The 22,681-nt window shown below is 47.3% G+C and carries 20 protein-coding genes; 8 read left to right on the top strand and 12 right to left on the bottom strand.

Translation table 11 applies throughout. From position 1 onward, the window contains the following. Positions 1-34: 34 nt before the first annotated feature. The 4 genes from K7B67_RS16960 to K7B67_RS16945 all read right to left on the bottom strand — a co-directional run bounded on the left by K7B67_RS16960 (position 35) and on the right by K7B67_RS16945 (position 5,873). Complete coding sequence (locus K7B67_RS16960) at positions 35-1,366, bottom strand: hypothetical protein (protein ID WP_252177062.1); 1,332 nt, start codon at positions 1,364-1,366, stop codon at positions 35-37. Then, positions 1,366-1,860, bottom strand: a complete 495-nt coding sequence (locus tag K7B67_RS16955; RefSeq protein ID WP_252177061.1) for a SycD/LcrH family type III secretion system chaperone — start codon at positions 1,858-1,860, stop codon at positions 1,366-1,368. Before K7B67_RS16955 ends, K7B67_RS16960 begins: the two co-directional genes overlap by 1 nt. 110 nt (positions 1,861-1,970) lie before the next feature. Then, positions 1,971-5,174, bottom strand: coding sequence for a hypothetical protein (locus tag K7B67_RS16950; RefSeq protein WP_252177060.1), 3,204 nt, complete (start codon positions 5,172-5,174; stop codon positions 1,971-1,973). A gap of 111 nt (positions 5,175-5,285) precedes the next feature. After that, positions 5,286-5,873 carry a hypothetical protein gene (locus tag K7B67_RS16945; protein ID WP_252177059.1) on the bottom strand — a complete coding sequence of 196 codons (588 nt, stop codon included), beginning with the start codon at positions 5,871-5,873 and terminating at the stop codon, positions 5,286-5,288. A gap of 291 nt (positions 5,874-6,164) precedes the next feature. Between K7B67_RS16945 and K7B67_RS16940 the strand changes: the two genes are divergently transcribed. After that, on the top strand, positions 6,165-7,190 hold the full coding sequence (locus K7B67_RS16940; protein ID WP_252177058.1) for a hypothetical protein: 1,026 nt from the start codon (positions 6,165-6,167) through the stop codon (positions 7,188-7,190). 84 nt (positions 7,191-7,274) lie between these two features. Here the strand turns inward: K7B67_RS16940 and dbpA are convergent, their stop codons facing one another. Beyond that, a complete protein-coding gene (gene dbpA / locus K7B67_RS16935) occupies positions 7,275-8,654 on the bottom strand; it encodes an ATP-dependent RNA helicase DbpA (protein WP_252177057.1) in 1,380 nt (459 codons plus the stop codon). Between the two features lie 103 nt (positions 8,655-8,757). Beyond that, a complete protein-coding gene (locus K7B67_RS16930; RefSeq protein WP_252177056.1) occupies positions 8,758-10,377 on the bottom strand; it encodes a hypothetical protein in 1,620 nt (539 codons plus the stop codon). A gap of 266 nt (positions 10,378-10,643) precedes the next feature. Here K7B67_RS16930 and K7B67_RS16925 point away from each other — a divergent pair, with 266 nt between their 5' ends. Then, on the top strand, positions 10,644-12,113 hold the full coding sequence (locus K7B67_RS16925; RefSeq protein ID WP_252177055.1) for a DASS family sodium-coupled anion symporter: 1,470 nt from the start codon (positions 10,644-10,646) through the stop codon (positions 12,111-12,113). On the opposite strand, the gene K7B67_RS16920 is transcribed toward K7B67_RS16925, so the two are convergent. From K7B67_RS16920 to K7B67_RS16905, 4 genes are all read right to left on the bottom strand, one after another. Next, a complete protein-coding gene (locus K7B67_RS16920) occupies positions 12,110-13,402 on the bottom strand; it encodes a hypothetical protein (RefSeq protein WP_252177054.1) in 1,293 nt (430 codons plus the stop codon). The genes K7B67_RS16925 and K7B67_RS16920 overlap by 4 nt on opposite strands. Positions 13,403-13,573: 171 nt before the next feature. Beyond that, positions 13,574-14,419, bottom strand: coding sequence for a methyltransferase domain-containing protein (locus K7B67_RS16915; protein ID WP_252177053.1), 846 nt, complete (start codon positions 14,417-14,419; stop codon positions 13,574-13,576). A 14-nt stretch (positions 14,420-14,433) separates the two neighbouring features. Further along, positions 14,434-14,694 (bottom strand): DUF5062 family protein, encoded by a 261-nt coding sequence (locus K7B67_RS16910; RefSeq protein ID WP_252177052.1) that lies wholly within the window; start codon positions 14,692-14,694, stop codon positions 14,434-14,436. 73 nt (positions 14,695-14,767) lie between these two features. Further along, positions 14,768-15,202, bottom strand: a complete 435-nt coding sequence (locus tag K7B67_RS16905; RefSeq protein WP_252177051.1) for an Mpo1-like protein — start codon at positions 15,200-15,202, stop codon at positions 14,768-14,770. 196 nt (positions 15,203-15,398) lie between these two features. Here K7B67_RS16905 and K7B67_RS16900 point away from each other — a divergent pair, with 196 nt between their 5' ends. Beyond that, the gene (locus tag K7B67_RS16900; RefSeq protein ID WP_252177050.1) at positions 15,399-16,706 is read left to right on the top strand and encodes an NCS2 family permease; all 1,308 of its coding nucleotides are present in this window, start codon (positions 15,399-15,401) and stop codon (positions 16,704-16,706) included. Positions 16,707-16,726: 20 nt separating this feature from the next. Here the strand turns inward: K7B67_RS16900 and K7B67_RS16895 are convergent, their stop codons facing one another. After that, positions 16,727-17,377, bottom strand: coding sequence for a pseudouridine synthase (locus tag K7B67_RS16895; protein WP_252177049.1), 651 nt, complete (start codon positions 17,375-17,377; stop codon positions 16,727-16,729). Between the two features lie 139 nt (positions 17,378-17,516). On the opposite strand from K7B67_RS16895, the gene K7B67_RS16890 reads away from it, so the two are divergent. The 3 genes from K7B67_RS16890 (at position 17,517) to vapB (ending at position 18,355) form a co-directional block, all read left to right on the top strand. Further along, on the top strand, positions 17,517-17,738 hold the full coding sequence (locus K7B67_RS16890) for a ParD-like family protein (RefSeq protein ID WP_252177048.1): 222 nt from the start codon (positions 17,517-17,519) through the stop codon (positions 17,736-17,738). Continuing rightward, entirely contained in the window at positions 17,731-18,027 is a 297-nt protein-coding gene (locus tag K7B67_RS16885) for a type II toxin-antitoxin system RelE/ParE family toxin (protein WP_252177047.1), read from the top strand. Before K7B67_RS16890 ends, K7B67_RS16885 begins: the two co-directional genes overlap by 8 nt. A gap of 97 nt (positions 18,028-18,124) precedes the next feature. Beyond that, positions 18,125-18,355 carry a type II toxin-antitoxin system VapB family antitoxin gene (gene vapB, locus K7B67_RS16880; protein WP_252177046.1) on the top strand — a complete coding sequence of 77 codons (231 nt, stop codon included), beginning with the start codon at positions 18,125-18,127 and terminating at the stop codon, positions 18,353-18,355. Between the two features lie 100 nt (positions 18,356-18,455). Here the strand turns inward: vapB and K7B67_RS16875 are convergent, their stop codons facing one another. Next, positions 18,456-19,781 carry an MFS transporter gene (locus K7B67_RS16875; RefSeq protein WP_252177045.1) on the bottom strand — a complete coding sequence of 442 codons (1,326 nt, stop codon included), beginning with the start codon at positions 19,779-19,781 and terminating at the stop codon, positions 18,456-18,458. An 843-nt stretch (positions 19,782-20,624) separates the two neighbouring features. Here K7B67_RS16875 and K7B67_RS16870 point away from each other — a divergent pair. Together K7B67_RS16870 and K7B67_RS16865 are read left to right on the top strand one after the other, a co-directional pair. Next, positions 20,625-21,596, top strand: a complete 972-nt coding sequence (locus K7B67_RS16870; protein WP_252177044.1) for a DGQHR domain-containing protein — start codon at positions 20,625-20,627, stop codon at positions 21,594-21,596. A gap of 1 nt (position 21,597) precedes the next feature. Next, positions 21,598-22,584, top strand: a complete 987-nt coding sequence (locus K7B67_RS16865; RefSeq protein WP_252177043.1) for a hypothetical protein — start codon at positions 21,598-21,600, stop codon at positions 22,582-22,584. Positions 22,585-22,681: the final 97 nt, after the last annotated feature.

Below are 22,681 nucleotides of genomic sequence, written 5' to 3'. Positions count from 1 at the left end.
ATTGATCCATGACAAAGGCAGGGTGGTCAGATACTTACACGGAAGTAAAGCGCTGGATCAGGTTCAGTTCACCAGCGGCATCCTTCATAGAAGAGAGCACTTCATTGGGTACACCGGAGATATCACCGATAAAGCCCTTGATATCCTTTGTCTCTGTCAACTTTTTATCAACGGTTGTCGCACTCATGCTGTCACCGAGACTGCTGTCCAGCCCCTGAGACCCCAGGAGTTCCTCTGCCAGAGCAGGGTCTCCGCCTTCCAAGGCATTGATGGCTGCTTCAAGCTTTTTCTTGGCTTCTTCTGATTCGGCCTGTTGCTGGAGCGCCTGGAGCAGGGCCTTTCTTCTCTCAAAGTGATCAAGACCTTCGCTGGCAATCTGAAGGCCTTCAGTAGCATCGCTCACTATAGAGCCAGGTTCATCAAGGAATTCATTGCTAATATCGGTATTACCCGTTTTTGATGGCTGGTTATCGGCTTGTTCAGAGCTGCCGACTTCCACCATGGAGGCTGGCATATAGGGGCTTGCATATTTGATAAAGCTCGCATCGGCCTTCTCGATTCCCTGCTGCATCAAGTTAATTTCACTTTTGGAAAAGATACTCAGGTGGGAGTTGTCTTTGCCAGGGTTGACCTCCCGGTCAATCATCAGTGCCGTTTCCCAGAGCATGACCGGCGGGAACAGGAAAGACAGGGCTTTCAGGAAAATATTTTCAGGCTTGGCCGTGGCCTCGCCAGCGGCGCTGTTAGTGTCTTCAATGTGCTCTCGAATACGCTCGATATTACTATCATGACGCTGTTGAGCATCCAGGGAAGCCATCTCAATCTTGTTTTCAGCGTATTTAACCGAGCTGTCTTCCAGGCTGGCATTGATCTGGGCCAGTATTTCCTCAAGCTTGTCCGCGGTCAGTGTACCCTCGGTATGTTCTGTTTTAAGTTGATCTATAGATTGGTCAATGCTTTGCAGGACCTGAGGAGAGGCTGCCACCATCGTTGACATTTTGTTATCGAGATTCAGAACTGTTTCACCGACCGCAGCAGTTACTAACTCTGGGCTGGTATTGGTAATTGAGCTGGGGCTCTCTCCAAACATCCCGCCAATCTCGCCTCGCAGTTTAGCTACGGTCTGTTGGGTTACCTGCTTTTCAAGGTCACCTACTTCGCCCGTTATTGCTGAGTCGGGTTCTGGAATGGAAGGAGCCTCTGAAGCACCGGGGGGCAGATCAACCTGACCTTCCTCGCTTCTGACGGACACCGAGTTCTTACTTTCATAGCCCTGGGAGACCGGGTTAGTCTTCTCGATCTCTTTTAGAGCTTCTGTCTGTGTTGGGACTGCGACCGCGTTATTGCGATTAACTGAATCGACCATCAGGACTGTCCTCCCTTTTCGTCCTCAAAGCTCTGGAGCAGGTTCTCGACTCTGTTCAGCTCCAGATGAGTAAACTGATGTTTTCTGGCGTCTTTCAAGGCGCTTTTATACACCACTTCAGCAATGCCTCTTTCTTTCAGTGCCAGGTAGCAATCGCCTATATAGACTTTGGCCAGTGGATTACTGATGTCCATTCGCGCTGCGTATTCGAGGGTTTTAATGGCCTGACCGTAAGTTTTCAGCATCATCTGACAGGAACCCAGGCACAGAAAGTTGCGAGCATTCCAGTGATCATAAAAGCAGAGATATTGGAAGATTTTGGCGGCTTCTTCAAAGTGACCATTCTGGTACTGGTGGTAGCCGTGGGAATAAATGGACTCAAGGGCTTTCTCGCTCATCTGGTTGGCTTGCGCCAGCGTTCCGCCAGTGAGCAGGTATTCGGTGATGGTGGCCAGCTCTTGACTGTCAGGGGTTTGAAGGGGTTGTTTCGACATAGACGGCATCCTTGCTGTATTTCAGACTTCTGTTCCTAAAGTTATAGCATCCCTTTTCGGGGGGACTCCTGCTGCTAAAACGAAAGTTGCAAAAAGGTTTAATGAGTGGTTCATAGTCCTTTCTTTGACTTATCGTCTGCCTTTTTGGGTTTGGCTTGTTTTACCGGTTGCTTCGAAAACAACTTGCCATCTTCCTCAAAGCTGCATTGGAAATAATGCTCTGAAGAGGCAAACCATTGGTGTTTTTCGTTATGAGAGGGGTTTTCCAGGTGCAGGTGGGGTTCCGGGTTTCTCCAGAGGTCGATTTCCTCGGGCTTAACCAGGCCTGGCCGGAAGTAGAGCCTGTTTCTTGCTAACAGGTTAACCTGAATAGGAATGTTCAGAGCATCTGACAGAAAGGTAAAGTCAAAGGCCAAAGACTTGGCATCCTCCAGAAAAGTACCCTGCTGTACTCTTACCAGCATTGCTTTTAAATCCAGCCCCTCAGGCATAGCTTTACCATCAGGTGTTTTTCCTGTGTCATTGAGCACTTCAAGATAGTCAGAGAGCTTTGTCTGGAGTTTCAGGCCCAGTTCAGCGGGGTCGGCATTTTCTTCTGTGATCGCGGTGGCTTGAGGTTGAGGTACCACTGGGTCTTTTCCTCTACGCCTCTGCTGCTTCCCTTTTTTGCCTTTCCTGGATTTGCCAGTGGTCAGATTTTTTTCCTGAACGCTTTCTGAATCATAGAGTTTCATGGGGGATATGAGCTTGTTCTCTATGATCGAAGCGCCCAGAGCGATCATCATGTTATCGGGAATAGGCGGTTTCAGGGGGAGTACAGCCCCTTGGGAAGGTGCAGCGGTCGCTACCACAGAGGTGGCCATGGATGAGGTTGATGGCTCAGGCTGGGAACCCTGTGCAGAGTCAGTACTGGGTTCAGGTGCAGGGGCTGGATCATCAGGGGTCAGGGTCTGCTGCTTGTCTTCAATGGCGGGAGGGCTGGTTTTGTCTTCCGGCGCCGGAGTGTTGGTTTTTGCGATTGAAAGTGTTTGCCGGACTTGAGCTGCGTGTTCATCGGTAAGGGTTTTTTCCAGCATTCCTATACTGGTATCGAGGTTTTTGCCAAGTTCTTCCAGATCCTTGATGCGATCGGCTAACTCGCGGTGTCGATTTGAGTCACGTCCTGACTCGCGGTGTTGCTGTGGGCCACTTTTGTTAGATAGCTTGTAATGTTGAATCATTTGACCCCGTCGGGCATAAATATCCGGAATGTCCCGGCAGCATTGAATGACGGCTTTGCCCTGGGCAATCAGGTACTCCATGTCGTTGTGCAGGTCCACCAGCGCATCGACAAACTCTGGTTGATCTTCATCAAGGCTAAAGAAAATCTCCTGCGCTTCTTTGACGGCCTTACTCATGATCAAGGTGCTGATACTGATTTGCTGCATATTAAGCTTGAACTGCTTCAATGCTTCCCTGAATTTGATGTCTTTCTCCAGCTCAGGCGGGCCCTGATTTTCCAGAGCTTCACTGTAGGCATAGACGGGCTCAATCATTTTGTGAACAGACTCCAGTTGACGCCGAAGTCTGGAGGTCACCATGTCGGCATAACTGTAGTGAGCCTGAGCCTTGTCAAAGCCGCTGACCTGGGAATGATGAATCACTTGTTTGAGGATATTGTTCAGAACACCAATAGGCTCTTTTTGGACAAACGCCCGGGCAGCTTCGTTCAGCGTACTTTCCAGATCATAGGGTTTTGGCTCAGGGGGTTCCGGCTGCTTCTCTGCGACTGCCGCTGCGGCTTGTGCGGCTTGCTTTTCCTGCCATTGAGCTTCCTGTCTCTGTGCTTCTTTTTCCCGACGTTTTTTGGCTCTGGCCTCTATTTTTTCTCTGATTTGCCTCTGTTCCTCTTGTTCCTCTGCAATCAGGTCGGAAGCTATCTGAGCGATTTCTGCATCGTGCAAATGAATACACTTTATGACTGATTGGTAGTAGTTGTTGATCTGCCCAAAAAAGACCAGCAGTCCAGCCCGGTACTTCGCCTCCAGCTCTTCTTTCCTGTCCTTGTTAATGATTCTGATCAGGGTTTCTAACTCAGCCACCACAGCTCCAGCCCCTTCCAGGCGAGTTTTAAGATCAATCAGGGGTTCGGGGCGGTCATAAAGATAGGTTAGCGATGTCACTAAGGACTTGCAGAGCAAGAAAGCATCATTTGGAACAAAGTCTGGATGGTTTGCTTCTAACTGTTTCCGGTAGAACTTTAGGAGGCGCTCCGCTTGTTTGGGGTTGTCTGTCAGAATGGCGGCATTGATCAGATGCTTGATTCTATTGCTCCCCAATTCTACAAATTGTCGCTGCTCAGGGTCGAAGTCAGCCAGCCACTGACTGAAGCAGTGGGAGTGGGTCGACAGCATTTGGCGAAGTTTATCCTGGTCGTCAGTGGACAGGTAGGTCTCCATGGCCATATCCGCCAGCAAGGCTGCCGCGAAGCTTGCTCTATCGTGGATATCAAGGCTTTCTGCAAGTTCTGAATATTTTCCAAGCCCCAGCTGATATTGAATCACTTCCTGGTACGATTTCATGCATTCTATGGACTGGGGCAAAAAGTCTTCTACCCTGTGGCGAAAGGCTTCCCTGTGACGAAAGACTTCGCTTTCTCGAATGGCATTCAGTTTAGGAATCATATCAAGGGATCCGTTAAAGCGTATTCCACAAAGACTGGCGTAGAGGTGTATCCGTGATCTTTCTTCCCAGTAGTCCTCGTGACGTTTGTCTGGATTTCCCAGACTGATGAAGTCTTTCAGCAAGGCCTGTTCTTCTTCAGTGATCCGTCGAGACCTGGCTGCTCTTCTGGCGGCGGTTTCCAGTTTTCCATAAACACTGTAATCGGACTTGAGCAGCTGATACATCTGGTTCACATTAGAAAAATGCTCATCCAGTACTTGTTTCATCCCTACGAACAGATTTTGTATGGCCGTGGAATAGCCTTCATCAAGGGTACACTCAAGAGTAAGCTTTGCTGCACTTTCTGGATCGAGGCCATTCTCCCTTAGAAACATTTTAATGGCTTCTCGGGATTGTTGGACTTTATAGCCCATTTTAGCCATTTCTTCGGGAGAGTATTTCTTCCTGCTGACGCTGCGCTTGGACAACTGCTCGTCTTTGCCAGCGACGGCAGTTGCTCTCGCTACCAGATTTTCACCATTGGTGGGAGTAATATCACGGTGATCGTGTTGACCTGCGACTTTGCTGTCCTGCTCTGAGCTTGTTGAAGGATCAGAAGTTGAAGTACTTCCTGATTGGGGTGAGGGTTGACCTCGGCCAGTTCCGTCCACTTTAACCTGCCATTTTGTTGATGCGTTTTTTTTAGTTTAGAAAAATCTGGCTGATTCATCAGAAGAGGCAGGAAGCTGGCTCATGGGAGCCAGCTTTAAGACGGGGGGAGGTCAGATATCCCAGTGCAGACCGAGGTTAAAGCCCTTGATGCTTTCATCGTTATTGATGCCCTGGGTGCCATCCATATCGATGTCGTAGAAGCGGTAGCCACCCTGCAGTTTCAGACCAGCAAACAGGTAAAAACGAGCACCTGCCTCCAGATCATTAAAACGGGTATCGCCAGAGCGACCTGCGTACAGCTTGCTGTAAAAGCTGAGAGTGCTGGCCTGAAACAGCTCCACATCCGCGGTGAACATGGGGACTGTATCGCTGAATGAGGCATCCCGGTATTCACCGCTGTCAAAGCGACGAAGGCCCAGGCCCAGGTCCAGAGCAATATTGCCATTATCCAGAATTTCGTAGTAACCGGAGGCGTCGTAGCTATCAAACTTCAGCTGGTCATGATTGAGCTTGCTATAGCCTGCTGCCAGGTTAGGAAGCAGGGGGATGGGATGCTCTACCTGTCCGTAAACGGTCTGAAAGTCACCGTGATCGGCGGTATTCCAGTAGTTGTAACCCAGTTTCGCACCAATAATATCAGCCTGGGCAACGGTGGCACTGGCCGCCAGGATGGCAGCCGTCAGAATCGATTTTTTCATGTGTCGTTTTTGCGTTTGTAAAAATGACAAACTTATCGTTTGTGAGCCCTGACTCCCATGCTGACTTTTACCTATCGACGTATGAGTATTTCTTGTACAGGGAAAGATAAGTGGCGGTAAATCCTGTCATCGTCTATATAAGTTTGTCCGGTAAAGCATAACTTCCAAATCGGCAGTATCTACTGGGCAGCGAAACCTGCGCGGGCGTATTAAGTCAAAGTCCCAAATAGCCAGCCGGGTCTAAATTTTCAGTTCTTTCGTAGTGGGTGAAATTTGATGCATGCGGTTCGAATGGCCTTATCTGTTCTGATAGGTGCTTTTTTTTCAATATCCATGGCTCAGGCAGCCGAAAAAACCTGTTGGGGAGTTACCCACGTTAATAACTCCTATGACGTGAGTGCTCTCTCTGAAGCCATGGAAACAGTTGACGATGTGCTACTGTGCGTGACGCAATCGATGCCGGACCTGAATATTGAGTTTGGGTATGTTGGTTATACCGAGGGAGCAGGCACTCTGGCCTGCTTTTACAAGGATGCCAGTGGCAGCGAATCCTACGATCATCGGTTTGAATGGTTGTCAGCTGATTATGCTCAGTTACAGCTGGCCAGAACCTACAATCCCTATTTGAGAGACCCAGCAGGTATGAGCACGGACCTGTTTCTATCAAATCGTGTTTTTGAACCTTGTAGTCTGTCAACAGAACAATCCGGGATGTTTGCTCAGGGTAGAACCTATCGGGAAGAGCCGATGGCTGCTGGTGATAAAGCTACGTCAGAAAACCTGTTTAGCGTGCGGGAATCCAATCATTGTATGGGAGTCGGAACCGAAACAGTGGGTGGTGAAAAGCGTCGTTACTTCTCTTTTGGTACTCAATCACCCGATGGCAAGCACTGTCAGCTGGGTAAATCTCGTTATTACGAGCCTGTTGACTCAGACAGTACCCAAAGTGACGTCACTCAACAGAGCACTGATCAGGTTTTGGCAACCCCGGCATCAGCCAAAAATAAGAAGTGCAGGTTTCCCGAATATGTCAGAGGGCAAACTTATGTCTGCAAGTTTGATAGGGGGACGGATAACGGCCATTACTGGATTCGGGACGGGAAAGAAATGAGGCATTCCGCCAGTGATCTGTCTGAATGCGCCCAGTACAACTACAAACAAAGATTCTGCATGGATATGAAAGGCCACTGCATTATTGGCAGAAAAGTCAAACACGACAGTGACCATAACCGCAACCATTGTTACATCTGTAATGAGCAGATCACTCAGGAAGCGAAACATCTGGATTGGAGCAGGATTAAGTGTATTACCCCTTAATTTAAGAGGCTGTCGCCAAAAATCCCAGCTCATAATACGACCGGGGTTTTTTATGAGCTGAAAACATATCAAACACAGGAGTTGTCAGAGTCTGCGAACCTTAAACTTTCGACCCTTAATCCTGCCCTGTTCAAGACGAGCCAGGGCTTTCCGGGCACTTTCCCTGTTAATGGCTACGTAGGCGACAAAATCAAAGACATTAATTTTACCAACCTGATCTCCGGGAATGCCTGCGTCGCCGGTAAGTGCGCCCAGAATATCACCAGGGCGCACCTTGTTCTTTTTTCCTCCATCAATAGCCAGTGTCACCATTGGGGCTTTTGCAGGCGATTGTGTTACTGGCTTCAGTGCCCTGTGGTCAGCAAACGTCAGTTCGGTGCGCAGAATATCGGCAATAGCATCCAGCTTGTATTGCTCTCGGGAGGTGTGCAGATTGAGGGCCAGCCCCTCTTTACCGGCACGACCTGTTCGCCCAATTCTGTGAACATGGACTTCCGGGTCCCGACTCAGGTCGTAGTTGATAACGGCTGCCAGATCATCAATGTCCAGACCCCGGGCTGCGACGTCGGTGGCAATCAGAATGTCGGAACTCAGGTTTGAAAATCGCACCAGCATCTGATCTCGTTCCCGCTGTTCCATATCACCGTGCAGCACCAATGGTTTGTAGCCCTGGTCATACAGATAAGTCCCAACGTCCTTACAGGTCTGTTTGGTATTACAGAAAATGACCGTAGAAGTGGGCTGATAATGGTTCAGCAGTTTGCAGAGGGTTTCAGGTTTATCAGAGTTCTCAGCTTGATAAAAAAACTGTTGAATGTGCTGATGAGTATGCACTGACTCAACCGTGACTTCTTCAGGCTCACGCTGGAACTGTTGGCTCAAAGCCCTGATCTGTTTGGGGTAAGTGGCCGAATAAAGCAGTGTCTGCCGGTCTGGCGGGGTGTGATCCAGAATGTTTTCAATGGCATCAATAAATCCCATATCCAGCATACGGTCGGCTTCATCCAATACCACCGTCTTGAGTTGTTCGATAGTCAGTGTCCGCTTACGCAAATGATCCTGAATTCTTCCCGGTGTACCGACGACAATATGGGCACCATGGGAGAGTGAACTGATCTGCGGGCCAATAGGTTGTCCGCCGCATAAGGTCACGACCTTGATGTTTTGACGGTAGCGAGCCAGTTTTCGAATCTCATTGGCGACCTGGGTGGCCAGCTCTCGTGTGGGGCAGAGCACCAGTCCCTGGCAGCCAAAAAAGCGTTGTTGAATGCCCAGAAGCATGCCGATAGCAAAGGCTGCGGTTTTACCACTGCCGGTTTTGGCCTTGGCAATCAGGTCTTTGCCGGCCATGGCCAGGGGTAAACTTTGTTGCTGGACAGGGGTCATTTCCCGGTAGCCTATCTGCTCCAGGTTGTTCAGCAGCGCTTCGGGCAGCGGCAAGTCGGAAAAAGGGTATGTGCTCAAGGTTTACTCTCTAACGTGAAAAGCCTGCATCACTCAAATCTGGGTGGCAATGCAGTTTGGGGCTCGGAGTATAACAGAGCTGAGGAGAAAACGCGGATGTGGGTTAGATATAGATAGGTGCCAGAAGAAAAATATTAATCAGCGGCTTAAACTGGTTGATGATCCAGTCAAACAAGGCTCCTATCTCTCTCCTGTCTATAAGAAAGTGCTGTCCTGACAGGCTCAGCATAACATCGCCCGATGCTTCAGGCTGAAAGTTAATCACAGTGACCTGTTGATCCGGGGTTATCAATTGAGCGATAAAGGGGCTTTGTGCTCGGGTCAGTGCTTCGACATTCTGCAAAGCATCACCTTCAGCTGGATTTGGCTGGAAACCGTAATCTGGCATTGATAGCGCAAGTTCGGCCTGGTCCTGGGTCTTTTTAAGTTCCCGGATAGCGCCAGTATGTTCGATAGGAGGATGTTCTGCTGAAGAAACCCCTAGTTGCTGAATATGTTCGATAATGGCGTCTGTTAAAGAAGGAGTCAGTATGGCTCCGGCAGTGGCGTCTTCTGATGAGGGGGCGGGATCGTCTGGAGCGGCCTCGTGAGTAAACATAGCCAGTTCTGTCACCCCTTCATGGTACATAAAAGCACTAAAAAGGAGGTTCAGTTTTTCGATAGGAATGGGCGAACTTTGCATACCCAGCTCTGTGATAATCAGAACCTGCTGATTTTCTACAGGGTGAATATAGATAACCGTGATCATCCCATCTTTATGGATCATCCGGATAAAAAGGTCGCTTCCTGAGAGCAAAAGCGACTCGAGATCCCAAAGTGATTGAGCTGCAAATTTGATATTAAAATCCGACAACGGCGAGAGCAGGACAGGCAGTTCCACCCTGTTTCTCAGTAGCAACATGGCTTCTCCCCGGGGTAGGGCCGAAGCATGATTGCTTATGCTTGACATTTTATAACCTCTCTTTTCAAGTCGTTCAACAAGGTTGTGAGCAATAGATGAACCTTCTGATTCCTGAACACAGGTGCCCAAACGCTTAGACTTAACCGGCATGGCGTTCAAAAAATCCTCAGTCGGTTCAGCTGCCGCTGGCAAAGAGTGAGCGACAGAAGGGCCTTCGGTCACCTCTTCAGGGTCTGACGAAGATTGAATTCTGTCCAACGCTTCATCCAATTTATTGTTAATCTGATCCAAAACATTATCTAGCCTCTTAACAGTAACCGTTAGCGAAGGCGATTTGTCACCCGTTTCAGCGGGCAATGATTCGACGACCAGATTTTCGTGGGAGTCGTCGTGAGTGGGTAAGCTGGTTTTGTGCTCTGACTGTCCTTCGAAGCTGTATTTGGCAGTGGGTGGCAGCGATAAATCAGAACGGGGACTGACCATAGCAGAGTAACAGGCGTAGCCGCCTGATGCCTGCCTCTGGTCTCGAAGCAGGCAGCCGCGCTCCATCTGATCCTCTAAAAGACCAGCATTGTCTCTATCATTGCCTCTATCCGGATCACCAGAGTCTGGCTCAATTTCCATCGGAGTTGTTTCGGTAGCATAGCGGGTCTGCTGTGCCTCTATCTCATCTTCCATCTGATTGAGGTTATCCTGCAAGCACCACATACAGAAATAACCTCCGCAGCCGACCGGTTCCATTTCTAAAGGAAACTTGTGTTCCGGGCACAAAGGCTTGTCAGCCGCTTCTGCCTGATAAGCTGACGTAGATGCAAGCAACATCGATACAAGGCTTACAAAGCAAGCCGCCCTGATTGAAAAGGATTTTATAGATAAAAAGGAGTCCATTGCCGCAGTCATTCATAGTTTTATTTCGATAACTGGGAACAGGGTAGAATATAAATTGTCATATTGCTCATAACATCACTGGTCGTAATGACCGTTTACCCACCATAAAGAGGGCGGTATTTTCGCCTTTTAGAAGTGGACGGGTGAATAAATCAGGGAAGTAACCGACTTATAAACAGAATACTTCTAAGGAACAGGCCATGAGCAAAGACCTCTCCCCGACAGAGCTTCAAGCGAGGGCCAACCCCTATGTCTGGCTGACTGGACTGATCGCAGGGGCAGCCCTGTTTGTTATGACGCTGGTGCTGCCTGCGCCTGAGAATATGCCTGTTGCCGCCTGGCAATGCGCTGGCCTGGCCCTGATGATGGCGGTCTTCTGGTCCATGGAAGTATTGCCTATCCCGGTGACTGCATTGCTCCCCTTGTTGCTGGCTCCGCTGGCCGGTCTGTTATCGCTGGATAAGGTCGCTTCGGCTTATGCCCACCCTGTTATCTACCTGTTTATGGGTGGCTTTATGCTGGGCCTGGCCATGGAACGCTGGAACCTGCATCGCCGCATTGCGCTTTTGACCATGCTGGCTTCTGGCACCGGCGAGCGTCGGCAGGTGATAGGCTTTATGCTTGCCACTGCTTTTATCAGTATGTGGGTGTCCAATACTGCCACGGCTATCATGATGCTACCCATTGGCATGTCTGTGATCACAATGATGAAAGAAGAGCGGGGCTCCCATGGGCATTTTCCTGCCGCTCTGCTGCTGGCTATTGCTTACGGCGCTTCCATTGGTGGTTTCGGTACGTTGATCGGCACACCTCCCAATGCTTTGTTAGCGGCTTTTCTCAACGAGCAATACGGCATAGAAATGGGCTTTGCCCAATGGATGTTGATAGGGATGCCTGCGACCTTGTTGATGCTGCTGGTGACAGGCTGGTGGCTCAGTTTGGGGGGCTATGAGCTGCGTTCGGGAGAAAGTGAGTCTGTACGCCAGTCTTTAAATGAACAATTGGCTGCCATGGGCTCCTTGGGCAAGGCCGAAAAATGGGTAGCGGTGATTTTTACTGCAACTGCATTATGCTGGGTTTTCAGACCCTGGCTGTCCGGCTTTTTTCCGGGCATAAAGCTGACCGATACCGCTATAGCCCTGACCGGTGGGTTGCTGATGTTTATCATTCCTGTCCGTTGGGGTGAAAGACTCGACTTTCTTCTTAACTGGAAAGATATTCGCAGGTTGCCCTGGGATGTTTTGCTGTTGTTTGGAGGTGGCCTGAGTCTGGCTGCGATTATCCGTAAAACCGGGCTGGCAGAGTGGATTGCCAGTAATTTTCAGGTATTGGATGGGTTACCCACCATCGCCGCCATTGCCCTGGTGGTTTCGGTGATTATTTTCCTGACTGAAATTACCAGCAATACCGCCACAACAGCTGCTTTCCTGCCGCCTTTGGGAGCGCTGGCTGTGTCACTGGGTTTGGACCCGGAAGTTCTGACGATTCCCGCAGCCATCGCCGCCAGTTGTGCCTTTATGCTGCCTGTCGCCACGCCTCCCAATGCAATTGTGTTTGGCTCGGGTCTGTTATCGATTCGTCAGATGGTCCGAAGTGGCCTGATTCTGAATCTGGCGGGCATAGTGATTATCACTGTGTTGTGTGCTCTGCTGGTGGATAGGGTTTTTTAGTCCCACAAATCTGTATGGGTTGCGAATGTAGCAAAAAGGAGTGTAATGCCTACCAGTGAGTTTTTTCTTGCATTACTTAAAAACTGTATATTTTCAGTTGGCTTGTCGGTTGGCTTGTTGGTTGGCTTGCTGGTTGGTTCTTTTTCAGTGAAAAAACCACCTTCATCCCAAAATGTGGCTTTACCTCCAGATACTGTTAATAACTGGCCAGATGATTCAAAATCAAGGGTTTCGACGGCACTATTATGGTGCATAATAGCCACTTTCATGGGGTAGTAATAACCTGCTTTATCATTGGACGTCTCCTCATAAAACAGCTTCCACAACACTACGTCACCATTTTCTAAAACGACTGCAAACCTGTTGCTGCCAGGTTTCAAGTCGAATTTTACAAAATGGACAGGGTTGGCTGATTCAATATCGTATTGATTGTTTCGACCAAGCTGAAACAGATAGGCTTTTCGGCCCTGACAAATGCCGATAAAAATATCCTTGTTTTCACTGTAAGCCATATCTGTACAGTTTTGGGATAGTGCCACATGGTTAAGTTTGCTCCAGTCTTTAACCTTTCTGAACTCAAGTCCTGAGTCGGTAACAGCAGCAATCAGTTGACCATTTAATGCGAAAGTCATTTTTCGGGCAGTGCTTAGGAAAGAGTGTATCAGTGGGCGGAACCCCTGGAGCAAAACATCTTCATCAAATACCAAATTCCAGAGCATCACTTCATGGTTACTATTTTCCAGGGCAATAGCCATTTTTTTTGTATTTTTATTAATGGCAATGCTGGTAACATTATTATCCGGAAGCCGATGGGGCTGTTCCTTTATCTGCATAGAATCGTCCAGCCGGTTAAAAAGGATCGCACCTCCTTCTAAGACAAATAACATGTAATTATTAACAAATAACACTGAGCTTATATTGCCTGATATTTTTAGTTCAAGGCCGGGTATGCCGGAATCTGAATGGGGCGAGTGCTTTGAATAGAGTGACACAAGGACGAGAGCTCCGTCTATTGTAACTTTCCAGATCTCTGCATTAAGACCATCATTTAATATCGTTGAAAAGTAGTTATTACCAGGGCCTTCCAGTAAAGCGGTCCAATTAGTATTGGTTTTTTCATAAAGACGCCTGAGACCAAGTCCGGTAGCTTGCCAAAGTTCAGCAGAGTTATCACAGCTGAGAATAAATTGGTTTTCAGCTATAAACATGGCAGCCCAAACATCGCAATCACCCGTCTTTACTTCTACCGGTTTCAGATAATTGGCTTCCCCGGCATTAACATCAGGCAAATAGGTAATGCACATGGAAAGCGTAAAGAGTATATGTATTATCCTGCTCATTGAATTGTGTCCTTATTAACTGGTAACTATTTGACCTCCGACGTCTAAATCCAACGCCATGAACCCCATTTAAAAATGGCAGAAAATCACGAAAATACCAGTAGTTGTGATGTGTTTCGGTTAACCTGGCCGTTCGATCACATAGAGTTTCATATCAATTCTGCACTGCAGAGCAGTAAGGCTGGTCAGTTTGTCTTTCTGGGAAGGTTTAACGTGCCAGTAATGCGGAGTCATTGCCAGCAGGTCCATAATATCTTCGGCTGAATTGAGCAGCATATCACCCTGAACGGCTTTTGTTTCTCTCAGGGTAAAGCTTGCAGGCAGTTGCTCGAGCAGTTTATCCACAGGGTAAGGTCTGACCGTTTCGTAGATAACCTGACGAAGTTCCAGCAAGTGGTTCTCTCCCGGAGACAGCACCAGCACACGGCCTTCAGGCTTTAACAGTCGTGTAAACTCACTCCAGTCGCATCGTGAAAATACACTGATGATGACGTCCAGTTCCTGATCCTTAACGGGAATATCATTAACACTGGCAACCAGCCACTGTATGGCTTTGCTTCTTTTGCAGCAGGCCGTGATGGCAGGCTTGGAAATATCAATGCCTGCCACGGAGGCTTCCGGAAACGCCTGTTGTAGCTTTTCTGTGTAATACCCTTCACCGCATCCGGCATCGAGTATAGACAGGTTAGGTTCTGAAGGGTGCTCAAGACTTTGCAGAGTATCGGTCAGTGAATCAGCCACCGGTTGATAGTAGCCTTTGTTCAGGAAGCGGGTTCTGGCCTGAACCATTGCTTTGTCATCGCCGGGGTGTTTACTGCGCTTTTTATGCCCCGGCAGAAGATTGAAATACCCTTGCCGGGCTCGATCAAACTGGTGATTCTGGATACAGCCCAGACCGGTACCGGAATTATGGAATGACTGTGCCAGAAGCTCGTGGCAGACAGGGCAGCGAAGAGTAAGGGTCATGTATTTTAGGGCACCTATTTCAACAGCGGATGGTTCTCTGGCAGTTGGCGGGATATCCACAGCGCCAGCTTACGCTTCATGCTGGGTTCAGACTCTTCCCCTTTCACCAGAGGTTGTATCAGCTGGTCATGAACCAGCAGGCGGTAGAGGTATTCAACTTTTTGCTTGGCGGAGTCGGTCGGTTCAAACTGACCTGCTTTGCGTTTTTGAGCATAAATAGCCCCGACTCTCAGGGCCTCTTTGACCAGTTCGTTCTCATTTTTCAGTTTTTTCATTGGCTATCCGGCTTTGTTCTCTACAATTCACAGTCAAGAGTACATCATAGTTCAAGCGATCTCATGGTTCTTGTCATAAGATCCTGAGATTCCACTTCTTAAAAAGAAAACTCAGACACCAGAGCGGCCCGATCAGCAGAAACTGAATATCTTCGAAGAAGGAAGGCTTTTTGCCCTCTATCTTGTGGCCAATAAACTGGAAGATCCAGGCTACCACAAAAACAGTAACACTGACGTTTAATAAAGACTCGCCAAGGCTCACAGCAATGCAGCTCATCACCACATAAAGGACAATGATAGCCAGAGACAAAGGCAGAGACAGGATAAAGTAGAAAATCAGAGTGGCGGCCATAACCACAAAAACGGCGACAGGGCTGAAAGACCAGACAATGCCAATGATGCTGAACATGATCGCCGGAACACAGAGCCAGTGAATCAGCTTGTTGGTGGGATTCTGGTGACTTGCAGCGTAAGCATCCAGCCATTCAGTCAGGGTTCGCATTTTCATCAAACTACCTCATGTTTCTGAAGCCTGCCAAAGCAGTCTTCTTATGTCAGTAAGGAATAATTCTACTTTCCTAATATTTGTACGTCTGTATCATATAGCTACTTTAATGGGCGAATGTACATCTTTTCGGGTGTGATTAAAAAAATAAAATCAGCATTCGTTTTATTTCAATATTACTCCCAGGTAGGTGAGTTATATGCTGAACAGCGTTAAGCAATACTTTGAATTCGACAAATTCAAAACCAGTTTCAGAACCGAAACCTTCGCCGGTCTGACTGCCTTCCTCGCCATGTCCTATATCCTCAGTGTTAACCCGGCCATCCTGGGCAATACCGGTATGGATAAGGGCGCCGTATTCACAGCCACGGTTCTCTCTGCTGCCTTTGCCTGCTTTGTCATGGGGGTTTTTGCCCGTTACCCTATTGTTCTGGCTCCGGCGATGGGAATGAACGCCCTGTTTACTTACGGCACTGTCATTGCCCTGGATATCCCCTGGCAAACAGCGATTGCGGGTATATTTGTTTCCGGAATCATTTTCTTCCTGCTGTCTGTCACTGGTGTGCGGGAGAAAGTGATCAGGGCCGTACCGGCAGATATGAAGTATGCCGTGACAGCGGCACTGGGTTTCTTCATCTGTTTTATTGGCCTGAGAAATGCCGGCATCATTACCGATAATCAGGCGACACTGGTTCAGTTAGGTGATTTGACGGAACCTACGGTTATGCTGGCACTGGCTGGATTGACTTTGACGGTTTTCCTGATCGCAAGAGGCGTAAAACTGGCCGTTTTCTTGGGTGTTTTGCTGACTACCCTGGTGGGCATTGCAGTGGGTCTAAACCCTGTGCCGGAAGGTGTCGTGTCTGCACCACCCAGTCTGGCGCCCACCTTTGGTGCTGCAATCAGTCACCTGCCCAATGTTTTTACTATGGAAATGCTGGTGGTCATCATCACCTTCCTGTTTATCGACTTCTTTGATGCCGTGGGCACCATTATCGGAGTCTGCAACGGGATTGGTGTTGTCGATAAAAAAGGCAATATCCCCAACGTCCGTTCAGCACTGTTTGCCGATGCTTCGGGTACTGTCGTGGGGTCTGTGCTGGGAACCAGCAGTATCACATCCTATTCAGAATCGGCAGTAGCGGTAGGCAGTGGTGGTCGTACTGGTTTTACTTCACTGGTCACTGCTGGCTGCATGTTGATTGCATTGTTCTTCTATCCGTTGATTGCCGTCTTTACCACGGTCAGCACCTCACCTGCGCTGATTGCTGTGGGGGTCTTTATGGCCAGTAGTATGGCGAAGATTGACTGGACGAAAATGGAATATAAGATTCCAGCCTTCTTCACCATTATCATTACCATTCTGTCGTACAGTCTGGTAGATGGCATTGCTTTTGGGTTTACGCTTTATCCGATTTCCATGATCGCCCAGGGTCGTGCTCGTGAAGTGTCAACCACCATGTATGTGCTCTGCGGCATTTTCATGATGTATTACTTTTTCCTGTAAAACCTCAATGTCACCAGCCTTCAGAAAGGAGGCTGGCTCTCAAACTTCATGGTTTCACCAGTGGCAGGGTGTTTGAAGATCAGCAGGCTGGCGTGCAGGTGCAAACGTTCAGACGCCGCCCTGGCTTTATCATGGGCATAAAACTCACAGCCGAGAATAGGGTGTCCCAGTTCAGCCATGTGAACCCTGAGTTGATGAGAGCGGCCTGTTACAGGTTCCAGCCAGACCCTGCCGTGAGGGCCATTTCCCATCATGAGGCGATAACGGGTCAGTGCCTTTTTGCCCAGCTCATGATCCACCCTCTGTTTTGGACGATTAGGCCAGTCGCAGATTAACGGCAGGCAAACGTCTCCAGACGCCTGTTCCGGCGTTCCCCAGACTTCGGCAATATACCCTTTTTTCACCTCCCGATCCTGAAACTGTCGGCTCAGTTCCCGGTGGCTGGCGGCATTCAAGCCAAATACCATCAGTCCGGATGTGGACATATCAAGCCTGTGGACAACTCTGGTTTCTGGTTCAATGGCAAGCAACCGGGCATGGGCACTGTCGTGATCGTTGGGTGGACGACCGGGGACGCTTAACAGTCCCGCTGGTTTAACAACCACCACCAGTTCATCGTCACGGTACAGCTCCGTTAAAGGTTCCTGGCAGGGAGGTGCGATAAAGGTCATGTAAAAGAGGTTAGTAATGGGTGTGCGGGTATTATGCAGGGGGGTAGGGGGGATGAAAAGAAATGGTCAGGGCTTTTGACAGGCATGACACACATAACTATATTTGTAGCAGTATGAAACAAAAAATAGGATTTGAAACATGTCAAGCAGACCCTTACGACTGGATGAAGAACTGGTGACCGCTGCAACCCTTGTTGGCAAGGTCAAAAAACGCTCGGCGGCAAAACAGGTGGAATACTGGGCCAGCCTTGGCAAGGTGGCCAAAGAAAACCCTGATCTGCCCATTACTTTCATTGAAGATATTCTGGAAGCCGAAGAAGAGCGCAAACAGGGTCTGGTCTCGGAGTATCGTTTTGGCTAAAGCAAAGACGATACTCCAGACAGTCCGGTTTGCAAGAGCCGTGAAAAAACTCAAGCCTAACCAGAAAGCGGATCTTGATACAGCCATCAAAGCCATAGCCGACAATCCCGATATTGGCGATAAGAAGAAAGGCGTCCTGAGCCACCTCCGGGTTTATAAATTCAAGATGACAAAACAATTAACCCTGCTGGCTTATTACTTTGACGACGGCGAGCTGGTACTGGAACTGATCTCCTTTGGCTCCCATGAAAATTTTTACCGGAACCTTGAGCGGCAAGAGCGCCAGTGACCCAAAGCTGTTGATGGCAACTTTTCTGAACGTATTGATCTACCTGCTGTCATAGTCTACTGTTTGGGATATACAAATTGTATATACAGGGCTTAACATGGAAACCAGTGTATTCAGAAACAATCGCTCACAGGCAGTCAGAATCCCGAAAGAATTTGAGCTGCCAGAGGGCACAAAGCGTGTCAGGATCTCCAAGCGTGGTGAATCTATTTTGATCACCCCTATAGAGGGTGACTGGGACTCATTCTTCCAGATGGTTGATGAAAAAGCTGTTGAGTTTGAGCGCGAGCCTCAGCCTGACATGCAGGCCAAGGATCTGGGGGACTGAAGCCAATGAAATTTATCTGGATACCAACGTATGGTTGTCCTCGCTACGCACTTTCCATACGCACTTTCCATACGCACTTTCCAGAAACAGGTACTGGAATTTAGTTGGCGACTTTCTTAACAAAGCGAGCAACAAAACGCTCTATAAACTCCGGCACTCGCCTGAAAATAAAAGCACAGACCAACAAATTAACGACACCGAGTGTCAGGAAAAACTGTTCAATAGACAGCTCCAGCACACCTAGAAATACCATGCCAAACAGGGCGCTGAGTACCATATAAAGTGAGTTCTGAACATTCAGGGCGGCAATCGCCTGTGCACGACGGTTTTCAGGTGTTCTCTGCTGAACTATGGCATACAGGGGAACAATAAACAGGCCGCTGAACAAGCCAATCATACCCAGATCCAGCAATACCCTCAGGTTGTCACTGTTTTCCACAAAGGCATTAATGCTCAGCAAGTGGCTAGTTGTAGCAGGCGTGACAGCAAAATATAAATCGATTCCAAACAGGCTCAGACCCACGGCTCCGATGGGTACAATACCCGGCTCAACATGACCTTTGGAAAGTCGTCCACACAACAGTGAGCCGACAGCGACGCCAATAATAAACATCGCCAGCATAGTACTGACTACCTGTGGGCTGCCTTTGAGAGTCTCGCTGGCCAGGTTGGGAAGCTGCGTCAGGTAAGCAGCTCCCAGGGCCCAGAACCAGGAAATAGCAATAATGGATTTATGAACGCTGTCGTTTGATCGGGTTTGACGGATCATGACCAGACTCTGCTGAAAGGGGTTCCAGTTTATTTTCAGATCGGGAGCAGCTGCCTTAGCCCGGGGTATAAATCGAGAAGCCAGGTAACCGAGGATGGCAAAGAAAACGACAGAAATGGCTACCAGGATATGAGCATCGGGCTGCTCAATCAAAATACCTGCACCCAGCGTACCCGCCAGTATGGCAACAAAAGTACCCATCTCTACCAGAGCATTGCCGCCTATCAGTTCATGTTCATTGAGGTGCTGGGGAATAATGGCGTATTTAACTGGCCCGAAAAAAGCACTTTGAGTCCCCATCAGGAACAGCAGAACCAGCAAAACCAGATAGTTCTCGGTAATAATAAAGCCGGAAGCGACAGCCATGGTGACCGTTTCCAGCAATTTGACCCGACGGATAATCATCGATTTTTCATATTTATCGCAGATTTGCCCAGCGGTACTGGAAAAAAGAAAGAAGGGAAGAATAAACAGGCCAGCCGCCAGATTGATAAACATATCTGAGTTAAACGGCAGGCTTTCTACTGCGGCGAAGGCTGCCATCAGTAATAGCGAGTTCTTATAGATATTGTCGTTAAAGGCACCCAGGAACTGAGCCAGAAAAAAAGGCAAAAAGCGTCTTTTGCCCAGCAGTGCCAGTTGACTCTGTTGCCTCATGTTTAATCCTCGTCGTCTATTCAGGAACCGCCCACACACTGGACATTAGGCTATGTTAGATAATTAACATAATTTTCAGGATTAATCCCGCCCGCAGGGCAAAAGCTGATTTCAGGAAGGGGTTCCGATGGCGCTGTGAACTACTCGTTCCTTTAGAGGCGAGTCGTTCATGCTTAGTACCAAAAGAGATTGCCCTGCTCCTGCTGAGGTAGCATTAATACCTACCCTTGAATCGAGAATACTGGCACAATCTTGCTAATTTCAGACAAGCAGGACGCTATTGAGAGAAGGGGTAAGTGCTTTTCAGCTGTGTGGCAGTTGAGCGGTAGCGTGCCTGTCATATTTTGCTTTATGCCCTTCTTTGCCCTGACCTGATTGCTGACATCCCTGAAAGGTCTACCTGAGACTTGTGTGTATAAAAATTTTATCGCGTTCAATGTCTGGTTTTGCGTTGGTGTCTGGATCCGAAACTGAACGGCAAGGTAAGTCAGAAACTGTTTGGCATGATTTGGCTTCAAGTCCTGTGGGTGTCTCATGTGTTGATCAATCTGGTTTTTATCAGAGAAAGGCTGGCAAATGAAGTATCACCAAGGTACTCCATGCCAGCCATTTTTAGTCAAGTTGCAATAAACAAGCCCCGCACTCAGGCGTTAGCAGCAACATGAATGCAGAGTAGATCTGAAACGCCGTGCTACATGATCTGTATGGCTTGTGTTGTGGGGGGAGCAGAGTTGTGAGACTCTGCCTTATCCCGGTTAGCACTACTTATCAAGCACATACAAAATTTAATTTTTACTGCATAATTTGTTACAATGTCCGGCCAATTCGACTACAGGAAAGAACATGTCTGAACGAGAAAGCTTCGGCAGCGTTAGCCTTGTTAAGCAAGGTGAACATCGCTTTTACTCATTTACAATGCCAACCGACGTTTTGGCAACTACGTGTTATGTAATTAACAGAGATGAAGACCCTGATGAAGGTTTTCAAAGAACTTTAGATAAAAAAAGAGCAAAAGAAATTGCCGGATACATAGACTCAGGTTTAGGTACAATTCCTAGCGCAATTGTTCTCTCTGCTCAAGAAGACTCTGACTTCAAGTATGACTCAAAAAAGAAAATGGTCAGTTTTGAAAAAAATCCTAAGGCCTTTTTTATTATTGATGGGCAACATAGAGTATACGGTTTTAAAATGGCAGGTACTGCACTAAGAGTACCTGTAGTTGTATACGATAACCTGTCAAAAAAAGATGAATCCAGACTGTTTATTGATATAAACTCAAAGCAGCGTGGAGTTCCTACAGAGTTGCTACTTGATATTAAAAAAATGGCTGAGTATGAAAGTGATCAAGAGCAGTATCTAAGAGATCTTTTTGATATATTTTCTAAAGAGTCAGATAGTGCGCTATATAATAAATTGTCATCATCAAAACGTTTAAAAGGTAAAATTACCAGATCGGTTTTTAATACCGCATTAAAACCTTTGATTAAGATCTTTGGTTCGAAAAGTCCTGATGAAATATATGAAATTTATAATTCATATTTGATAGCGTGTAATGAAGGAATTTTCATTCCAAACAATATTCAAGAACAATTATATAACACTACTGTTTTTAAGGCTCTTTCTGGCTTTTTCCCAATCTTGACTGCAAAAGTGAAAGATAGGTTTGGTGCAATCTATAGCACAGATAACTTCTATGAATTCACTGAAACTGTTGGTGCTAGGGTTAAAGTTTCAAAACTAGAGAAACCAACTAATGCATACAAACCGATTGTGGATCACTTGGAAGATTCTCTGAAAATGGAGTTTACCTTGTAGTATGTCACCTGAAATACGGATTCTTTATCAGCTTTGTCACAGTGAAATTTTTGAATCCACGATAGCAACTGAATCTGACCTAAAGGCGTGGGTTGCAAACGGTAGATACCTTGTTAAAGATAAGTTATCTTTAAAGACCTCTAAAGCCAGGAGTTTAGTGTCATGTAAATTTAATTTATTGGTCAGAGATACAGATTTCTTATACGCATCTTTAGCAAATGACTGCAACCGGTTTGCTCAGTCATCTATAGAATCTGTTTCTGTAATTAAGCAAGATGCTGCTCTACCGAAGAATATATCATGGCCACTAATTCAAATGTATTATGCAAGTTTTTTTGCTATACACGCGATACTAAGATTGTTTGGAAAAGCTTGTTCACAATTTGAAAGTGATCATATGGAAGCCGTTTTAGATATCGCTATGGCTACCAATCAGCATAATGGTGCAACTAACATTGAAAATGGCTTTTATTTCACGAAATTTTGCAAAAGAAAACAAGAGTTGTCGTTTGGTAAGTTGAAAGACTCGCATGCAGACACTTGGTCTTCTTTTAGCGATTTACTTGCAAATCTTATTCAGATGATCCCAGATTTTACCAATGGACTCTCCACGCAAAAAGATAAAACAATGGATTTATTGATCAAACTTAAAGATTTGATTTCTAAGTCTGGATCTCAGAGAGGCAACTGGTTATCTAAGATTAGAAATAAAGTTAATTATCAACACAGTCATGGTGCTTGGTATCCTTATCAGAGTGGAAATTACTCACACGAGTTGCTTTATAGAAACAAGCTTTGGATGAATGATCCTTCAACTTTTGATCACAGCTTGTGTAAAAATGATATTGATACTTTTTTCTGTATAGGCAATTCGATAATCTCATTGATGTACCATTTGATGAAATATGGTTTTGATCGTTCTGATCGAGTATCTAATACATTCAGAAATGGAGCCTTCAGGCTTGTTAATCAGATAGATTCGAATTAACGTAGTGCTAAATCGGGTAAGGTAAGGACTGGTCTTTCTACATGCTTTATAGGAAACCTTGTGCACATTTTGCGCGGGTCGCTGCGCTTCCATTTTC

Source organism: Endozoicomonas sp. 4G (assembly GCF_023822025.1).
Taxonomy (GTDB): domain Bacteria; phylum Pseudomonadota; class Gammaproteobacteria; order Pseudomonadales; family Endozoicomonadaceae; genus Endozoicomonas_A.
The sequence above is the reverse complement of the archived record's forward strand: the minus strand, read 5'-3'. Positions and strand labels throughout refer to the sequence as shown.

What these genes read in the sequence shown, in the direction of transcription:
- K7B67_RS16960 (WP_252177062.1), bottom strand. Translation starts at nt 1,366, where the DNA reads ATGGTCGATTCAGTTAATCGCAATAACGCGGTCGCAGTCCCAACACAG.
- K7B67_RS16955 (WP_252177061.1), bottom strand. Translation starts at nt 1,860, where the DNA reads ATGTCGAAACAACCCCTTCAAACCCCTGACAGTCAAGAGCTGGCCACC.
- K7B67_RS16945 (WP_252177059.1), bottom strand. Translation starts at nt 5,873, where the DNA reads ATGAAAAAATCGATTCTGACGGCTGCCATCCTGGCGGCCAGTGCCACC.
- K7B67_RS16940 (WP_252177058.1), top strand. Translation starts at nt 6,165, where the DNA reads ATGGCCTTATCTGTTCTGATAGGTGCTTTTTTTTCAATATCCATGGCT.
- K7B67_RS16930 (WP_252177056.1), bottom strand. Translation starts at nt 10,377, where the DNA reads ATGTTGCTTGCATCTACGTCAGCTTATCAGGCAGAAGCGGCTGACAAG.
- K7B67_RS16925 (WP_252177055.1), top strand. Translation starts at nt 10,644, where the DNA reads ATGAGCAAAGACCTCTCCCCGACAGAGCTTCAAGCGAGGGCCAACCCC.
- K7B67_RS16915 (WP_252177053.1), bottom strand. Translation starts at nt 14,419, where the DNA reads ATGACCCTTACTCTTCGCTGCCCTGTCTGCCACGAGCTTCTGGCACAG.
- K7B67_RS16910 (WP_252177052.1), bottom strand. Translation starts at nt 14,694, where the DNA reads ATGAAAAAACTGAAAAATGAGAACGAACTGGTCAAAGAGGCCCTGAGA.
- K7B67_RS16905 (WP_252177051.1), bottom strand. Translation starts at nt 15,202, where the DNA reads ATGAAAATGCGAACCCTGACTGAATGGCTGGATGCTTACGCTGCAAGT.
- K7B67_RS16900 (WP_252177050.1), top strand. Translation starts at nt 15,399, where the DNA reads ATGCTGAACAGCGTTAAGCAATACTTTGAATTCGACAAATTCAAAACC.
- K7B67_RS16895 (WP_252177049.1), bottom strand. Translation starts at nt 17,377, where the DNA reads ATGACCTTTATCGCACCTCCCTGCCAGGAACCTTTAACGGAGCTGTAC.
- K7B67_RS16890 (WP_252177048.1), top strand. Translation starts at nt 17,517, where the DNA reads ATGTCAAGCAGACCCTTACGACTGGATGAAGAACTGGTGACCGCTGCA.
- vapB (WP_252177046.1), top strand. Translation starts at nt 18,125, where the DNA reads ATGGAAACCAGTGTATTCAGAAACAATCGCTCACAGGCAGTCAGAATC.
- K7B67_RS16875 (WP_252177045.1), bottom strand. Translation starts at nt 19,781, where the DNA reads ATGAGGCAACAGAGTCAACTGGCACTGCTGGGCAAAAGACGCTTTTTG.
- K7B67_RS16870 (WP_252177044.1), top strand. Translation starts at nt 20,625, where the DNA reads ATGTCTGAACGAGAAAGCTTCGGCAGCGTTAGCCTTGTTAAGCAAGGT.
- K7B67_RS16865 (WP_252177043.1), top strand. Translation starts at nt 21,598, where the DNA reads ATGTCACCTGAAATACGGATTCTTTATCAGCTTTGTCACAGTGAAATT.